Here is a 5711-nt window from a genome sequence, read left to right as displayed (position 1 = left end):
CGGCAGGCCGAACACCAGCAGCCGGTGACCGGGGCGGCGCAGCAGCGCGGCCGGGGCGGGGGACAGGCGCAGCGCCGAGGCGTCGATGTTGCGGGTCAGCACCGGCAGCGTGCGGGTGCGGCGGACCAGCACCGACACCGCCTGGACCGTGCAGTGCAGCGCGTAGAAGGCGAGCAGCCCGGCGACCAGCGGGGCGTACTGCGTCTCCCGGTGCTGCTCGCCGAGCCGCAGCAGACCCACCACCAGCAGCAGATCGCGCAGCACATGGCGGACGGTGACGTCCGCGTGCGACTTGGCGAACAGTGACACCAAGCCGGGCTGCCACCGGTACAGCACGCCCTCGACCGCCAGGGACACGGCGGTCGAGACGAGCAGCAGCGGCACGTGGGGGCGCAGTGCGGCGACGGCCTGCGCGGCGAAGGCGGCCGACAGGACGGCGAGGACGAGCAACTGGGCGGCGGTCCGCCGCCGGGGGGACGAGGGTTCGGGCACTGCGGTCACTCCAGGGTCGACGCAGAACGGGCGCCCGGGTTAACGCGCGCCCACCTCCGGACGACACGCGGGTGTCCTCGTCGTGTGGAGTGACCAGGGGTGCTATGGCCCCCGAAACCCTAGTTCCGGCCTCCCTGCAGCGCCCGGCGCAGGGGGGCGCCCACCACGCGGCGGGCCCGGCGGTACACCGACGTGGTCGCCGGCCCTGCCGCGTACCCGCGCGCCCCGGACCTCGCCCGGTCCAGGTCCCGCCTCAACCGGGTGTTCTCCTCGGTCAGTTCGCCCACCCGGTTGTTCAGCCAGCCCATGCGGGAGGCGAGGGAGGAGAGGTCGGTGTCGATCCAGGGGCGCACGCCCGCCGGGAAGTCCAGCGAGCGCAGTTTCTTCTCGAAGGCCGCGCCGCCGTCGCCGTGCGAGAAGGTGTTCTCCAGGCCGTTGCGGTCCAGGAACGCCGTGAACCGCTCGAACCGCTCGTGGTGGTTGCCCGTGAGCGCGCCGAGGTCCGTCTCCTCGTACAGCCGCGCCGGGTCGACGTCCTCGGGCAGCTCGTCGATCCGGTGGTGCGGGATCTCGAAGTAGCGGCACAGCTCCAGCGTCCGCGAGTCCGCGCACAGCACGGTCGCGGGCGTACCGGCCAGCAGCGCGGCGATGTTGCCGTGGATGCGGGAGCCGAAGGAGTAGTCGAAGTCCCGCAGGTCGTCGATCCAGGTGACCGGGTCGACGTAGACGCGGGCCTTGTCCTCCCGGTACATCGGGTGGTCGGGATGCGTCGGCATCGCGGTGACCTTCCCGTTCGGGTCGGACAGGTCCCGCCAGTGCAACTGCCTCGCGTCACTGAGGTTCTGGCCTATGAACCGCAGGTTCGGGTAGCGGGAGTGGGTGCGCGAGATGATCCGGCCCATGCCGAGCCTGCGCACGGCACTGTGCGAGCCGTTGATCGCTATGCGCGAGTCGGCGGTCAGCGCCCGGGTCCGCTTCTGTACGACGAGTTCCTTGCCGTACATGAACAGCGACGGGCAGCCGATCACCTCGACGTCGCGGAAGCCCATGTCCTTGAGGTACTTCTCGGTGAACTCGCCCCGCACGCCGATCGAGGCGCTGTGGTCGAGCACCGCGGAGACGAAGGCGCGTACGGACGGCTCCATCGGCTTCAGCCGGTCCGGGTTGTAGTTCAGCCCGGTCTGCGCGCCGACCCCGAGGACGACCACGGGGATCTTCAGTCGGCCGATCAGCCGCGTGAGCCGCTTCAGGCCCGGCTCGAAGGACGGGCGGAAGGCGTTGGCGAGCGGGACGACGAAGGCGTCGTACTCCTCGTTGATACGTGCCGCCGCGGCCACCTCGGTCCGCATCTCGTTCGAGACCACCTCGGTGTGGGGCGTCTCGAGGATCTTGTGTGCGGCATCGCTGAAGATCAGGTTGCCGGAGTTGGTGGCGATGACGTCGCGGTGGAGGGCCTCCTCCACGGACAGGACGTCGTAGGGGCTCTTCCCCGATCTGAGGAGGATGCGTTTCTTGCGGCGAACGTTGTGTGACACACCATTCAAAATACGTTTGCGGAATGTTTGATTTCTATAGGTGCCCGGCGCAACCTTTTCACTCGACGCGGTGCGTGAGTGAATGGTCACGGTGCGCGTGTCCGGAGGCTGGAACGGCCGGGCGACGCGCGATCCACTTCGCGTAGATTGCCTGAGGGGCGACCGATCGACGTGAGGGACGGGCGGCAAGGTGACAGGGGCAAGGCAGGCCGTGGGCGAGGCGCGCAGGATCGTCGTCAAGGTCGGCTCCTCGTCGCTGACCACCGCGGCGGGCGGTCTGGACGCGGACCGCGTGGACGCGCTCGTCGACGTGCTGGCGAAGGTGCGCAATCAGGGGGTGGCCCGTAGGGCCTCGGCTGAGGGTGGTGGTGGGAGACGGGCGGGCGGAGAACGGGAGATCGTCCTCGTCTCCTCCGGCGCCATCGCCGCCGGGCTCGCCCCGCTGGGGCTGCGCCGCCGCCCCAGGGACCTGGCCCGGCAGCAGGCCGCCGCCAGCGTCGGCCAGGGACTGCTGGTCGCCCGCTACACCGCCTCCTTCGCGCGCTACGGCGTCCGGGTCGGACAGGTGCTGCTGACCAGCGACGACATGAGCCGCCGCGCCCACCACCGCAACGCCTCCCGCACCCTCGACAAGCTGCTGGCGATGGGCGCGTTCCCGATCGTCAACGAGAACGACACCGTCGCCACCGACGAGATCCGCTTCGGCGACAACGACCGGCTCGCCGCCCTCGTCGCCCATCTGGTCCACGCCGACCTGCTGGTCCTGCTCTCCGACGTGGACGGCGTCTACGACGGCGACCCCAGCCGCCCCGGCACCTCCCGCGTCGCCGAGGTCAGGGGCCCCGAGGACCTCGCCCACGTCGAGATCGGCAGCGCAGGCAAGGCGGGCGTCGGCACCGGCGGCATGGTCACCAAGATCGAGGCCGCCTCGATCGCCGCCGCCGCCGGCATCCAGGTGGTGCTGACCAGCGCGGTCCACGCCGCCGACGCCCTCACCGGCGGCGACACCGGCACCTACTTCCACCCCACCGGCCGCCGCTCCGCCGACCGGCTGCTGTGGCTCCAGCACGCCTCCGCCCCGCAGGGCTCGCTCACCCTGGACGACGGCGCGGTCCGCGCCGTCGTCCAGGGCCGCAAGTCGCTGCTGCCGGCCGGGATCGCGGGCGTCGAGGGCGAGTTCAGCGCGGGCGACCCGGTGGAGCTGCGGGACGGCGAGGGGCGGGCGGTGGCCCGGGGGCTGGTCAACTTCGACGCCAAGGAGATCCCCCTCCTGATCGGCCGCTCGACCCATGAACTCGCCCGGGATCTCGGACCGGAGTACGAACGTGAGGTCGTACACAGGGACGATCTGGTGGTCCTGCATCCTTAATGTGCCGAAACATCCGCCCTCGGTGGTGGACGTTCCGCAAAAGTGCCCCGCGAGCCACGGCGGCCTGCTCAACTTTGTTGCGAGGACACATCCGCCCGACCACCGGGTGGGTCCGCGCGTGAAGGAGGCCGTCGTGACACGAGTGCGCCCGGGGACGACATCGTCTCGCGGTGCAGGCTCCCGTGCGGCCGACGACGAACGCGCCCTGAGCAGCGTCGCGGCCGGTGACCGGTTCCAGGGCGGCGGTGGCCCCCGGGACCTGCCGCGCCTGTGGCACGTCACCCTCAGCGTCTCCGGCCGGCCGGCCCCGGTCACGGAGGTCCGGCGGGCGCTGGAACAGCTCGCCCACGACCACCCCTTCCTGCTGACCAGCCGCTACGCCGACGACCACGCGGAGATCCGCTACTGGGAGGAGGCCCGCGACCTGCACGACGCGGCCGCGGTGGCGCTGCGCCTGTGGGGCGAACACCGCCGGACCGCCGGCCTGCCGCCCTGGGAGATCGTCGGCCTGGAGGTCATCGACCGGGCCACCTACCACCAGCGCGTCGCGGCGGGCTACGGGCCGGTCCTGGCGACACCCGTCGGCGTCCACCCGTTTTGAACACGTGTCTCATGGTTCGGGATGACCGCCGATCGCGCCCGCCGCCCGCACTACCCTTCCCTCATGACCACGCTCTCGCCGTACGACTCGATGTCCCCGGTCAGCCAGGCCGCCTACCGGGCCAAGGGGGCCGCGGCCACCCTCGCGCCGCTGCCGCGGGCCGCCAAGGACGACGCGTTGCTCGCCATCGCCGACGCGCTGGAAGTCCGTACGGGTGAAATCGTCGAGGCCAACGCCCAGGACGTGGCCAGGGCCCGCGAGGCCGGCGTCAGCGAGGGCATGATCGACCGGCTCACCCTCACCCCCGAGCGGGTGCGCGCGATCGCCGCCGACGTGCGGGACGTGGCCGCGCTGCCCGACCCGGTCGGCGAGGTCGTCCGCGGCTCCACCCTGCCCAACGGCATCGACCTGCGCCAGGTCCGGGTGCCGCTCGGCGTCGTCGGCATCATCTACGAGGGCCGGCCGAACGTCACGGTCGACGCCGCCGCCCTCTGCCTGAAGTCCGGCAACGCGGTCCTGCTGCGCGGCTCGTCCTCCGCGTACCGGTCGAACACCGCGCTCGTGCGCGTCCTGCGCGACGCCGTGCACGGTGCCGGGCTGCCCGCCGACGCCGTGCAGCTGGTGCCCGGCGAGAGCCGGGACAGCGTGCGCGAGCTGATGCGCGCCCGCGGCCTGGTCGACGTGCTCATCCCGCGCGGCGGCGCCTCCCTGATCAACACGGTCGTCCAGGAGTCGGTCGTCCCGGTCATCGAGACCGGCACCGGCAACTGCCACGTCTACGTCGACGCGGCGGCCGACCTCGACATGGCCGTGGAGATCCTGGTCAACTCCAAGGCCCAGCGGGTCGGCGTGTGCAACGCCGCCGAGAACCTGCTGGTCCACCAGGACATCGCCGCCGAGTTCCTGCCCCGCGCCCTGGACGCCCTCGCCGACGCCGGGGTGACCGTGCACGCCGACGAACGCGTGATGGCGTACGCCAAGGACTCCCGCGCCACCGTCGTGGAGGCCACCACGGAGGACTGGGAGACCGAGTACCTCTCCCACGACATCGCCGCCGCCGTCGTCGACTCCCTCGACCGGGCCGTCGAGCACATCCGGCTGTGGACCTCCGGCCACACCGAGGCCATCGTCACCACCTCGCAGCAGGCCGCCCGCCGCTTCACCCAGCTGGTGGACTCCACCACGGTCGCGGTGAACGCCTCCACCCGGTTCACCGACGGCGGCCAGTTCGGCTTCGGCGCGGAGATCGGCATCTCGACGCAGAAGCTGCACGCCCGTGGGCCGATGGGCCTGCCCGAGCTGACCAGCACGAAGTACATCGTCACCGGCGACGGTCACGTACGGCGCTGACCCGCGCACGCAGGGGGAGCGGCGGCGGGACCGTCTCAGCAGACGGATGAATTTCCATACCGTCTGCCCAAAATGACCCCCCAGGTCTACTCTGGGTCTGTGCCGGAGGACGTGGGGGGTACGCCGTTCCCTGACGGCTGGGAGCCCGACGACGACCACGACCGCGGGGTGTCGGACGAAGAGTTCGCCTCCGTGGTCTTCGACGAGGCCTTCGTACGGGCGGCCGAGGTCCACGAGCCGACCGCCGTCGAACGCCTCCTGGCCGCCGCGCAGGCCAGAGCCGAGGCCTCCGAGGCCGAGGCCCGCCGGGCCCGTACGCGCGGCGACCGGTACGACGACGGGTACGGCGGCTACCCGGGGGGGT

Annotated in this window: 4 protein-coding genes and 2 pseudogenes; 4 read left to right on the top strand and 2 right to left on the bottom strand. The window is 71.8% G+C overall.

Annotated elements, in window-relative coordinates; all coding sequences use genetic code 11:
- Positions 1–492: pseudogene (locus B7767_RS05180) on the bottom strand (hypothetical protein); the annotation flags it as partial.
- Between the two features lie 119 nt (positions 493–611).
- On the bottom strand, positions 612–2027 hold the full coding sequence (locus tag B7767_RS05175) for a polysaccharide pyruvyl transferase family protein (RefSeq protein ID WP_085571071.1): 1416 nt from the start codon (positions 2025–2027) through the stop codon (positions 612–614).
- A 190-nt stretch (positions 2028–2217) separates the two neighbouring features.
- On the opposite strand from B7767_RS05175, the gene proB reads away from it, so the two are divergent.
- The 4 genes and pseudogenes from proB to B7767_RS05155 form a co-directional block, all read left to right on the top strand.
- The gene (proB, locus tag B7767_RS05170; RefSeq protein WP_085571070.1) at positions 2218–3396 is read left to right on the top strand and encodes a glutamate 5-kinase; all 1179 of its coding nucleotides are present in this window, start codon (positions 2218–2220) and stop codon (positions 3394–3396) included.
- A gap of 133 nt (positions 3397–3529) precedes the next feature.
- Positions 3530–3997, top strand: a complete 468-nt coding sequence (locus tag B7767_RS05165; protein ID WP_085571073.1) for a hypothetical protein — start codon at positions 3530–3532, stop codon at positions 3995–3997.
- A 63-nt stretch (positions 3998–4060) separates the two neighbouring features.
- A complete protein-coding gene (locus tag B7767_RS05160) occupies positions 4061–5347 on the top strand; it encodes a glutamate-5-semialdehyde dehydrogenase (RefSeq protein WP_085571072.1) in 1287 nt (428 codons plus the stop codon).
- Between the two features lie 72 nt (positions 5348–5419).
- A pseudogene (locus B7767_RS05155) lies at positions 5420–5711 on the top strand (hypothetical protein); the annotation flags it as partial.

It is taken from the genome of Streptomyces sp. 13-12-16, from assembly GCF_002114215.1.
GTDB lineage: Bacteria > Actinomycetota > Actinomycetes > Streptomycetales > Streptomycetaceae > Streptomyces.
This window is presented reverse-complemented; position numbering and strand designations above follow the sequence as displayed.

Bases quoted from the DNA above. Each gene is read 5' to 3' on its own strand.
- B7767_RS05160 (WP_085571072.1), top strand. From the start codon at position 4,061: ATGACCACGCTCTCGCCGTACGACTCGATGTCCCCGGTCAGCCAGGCC.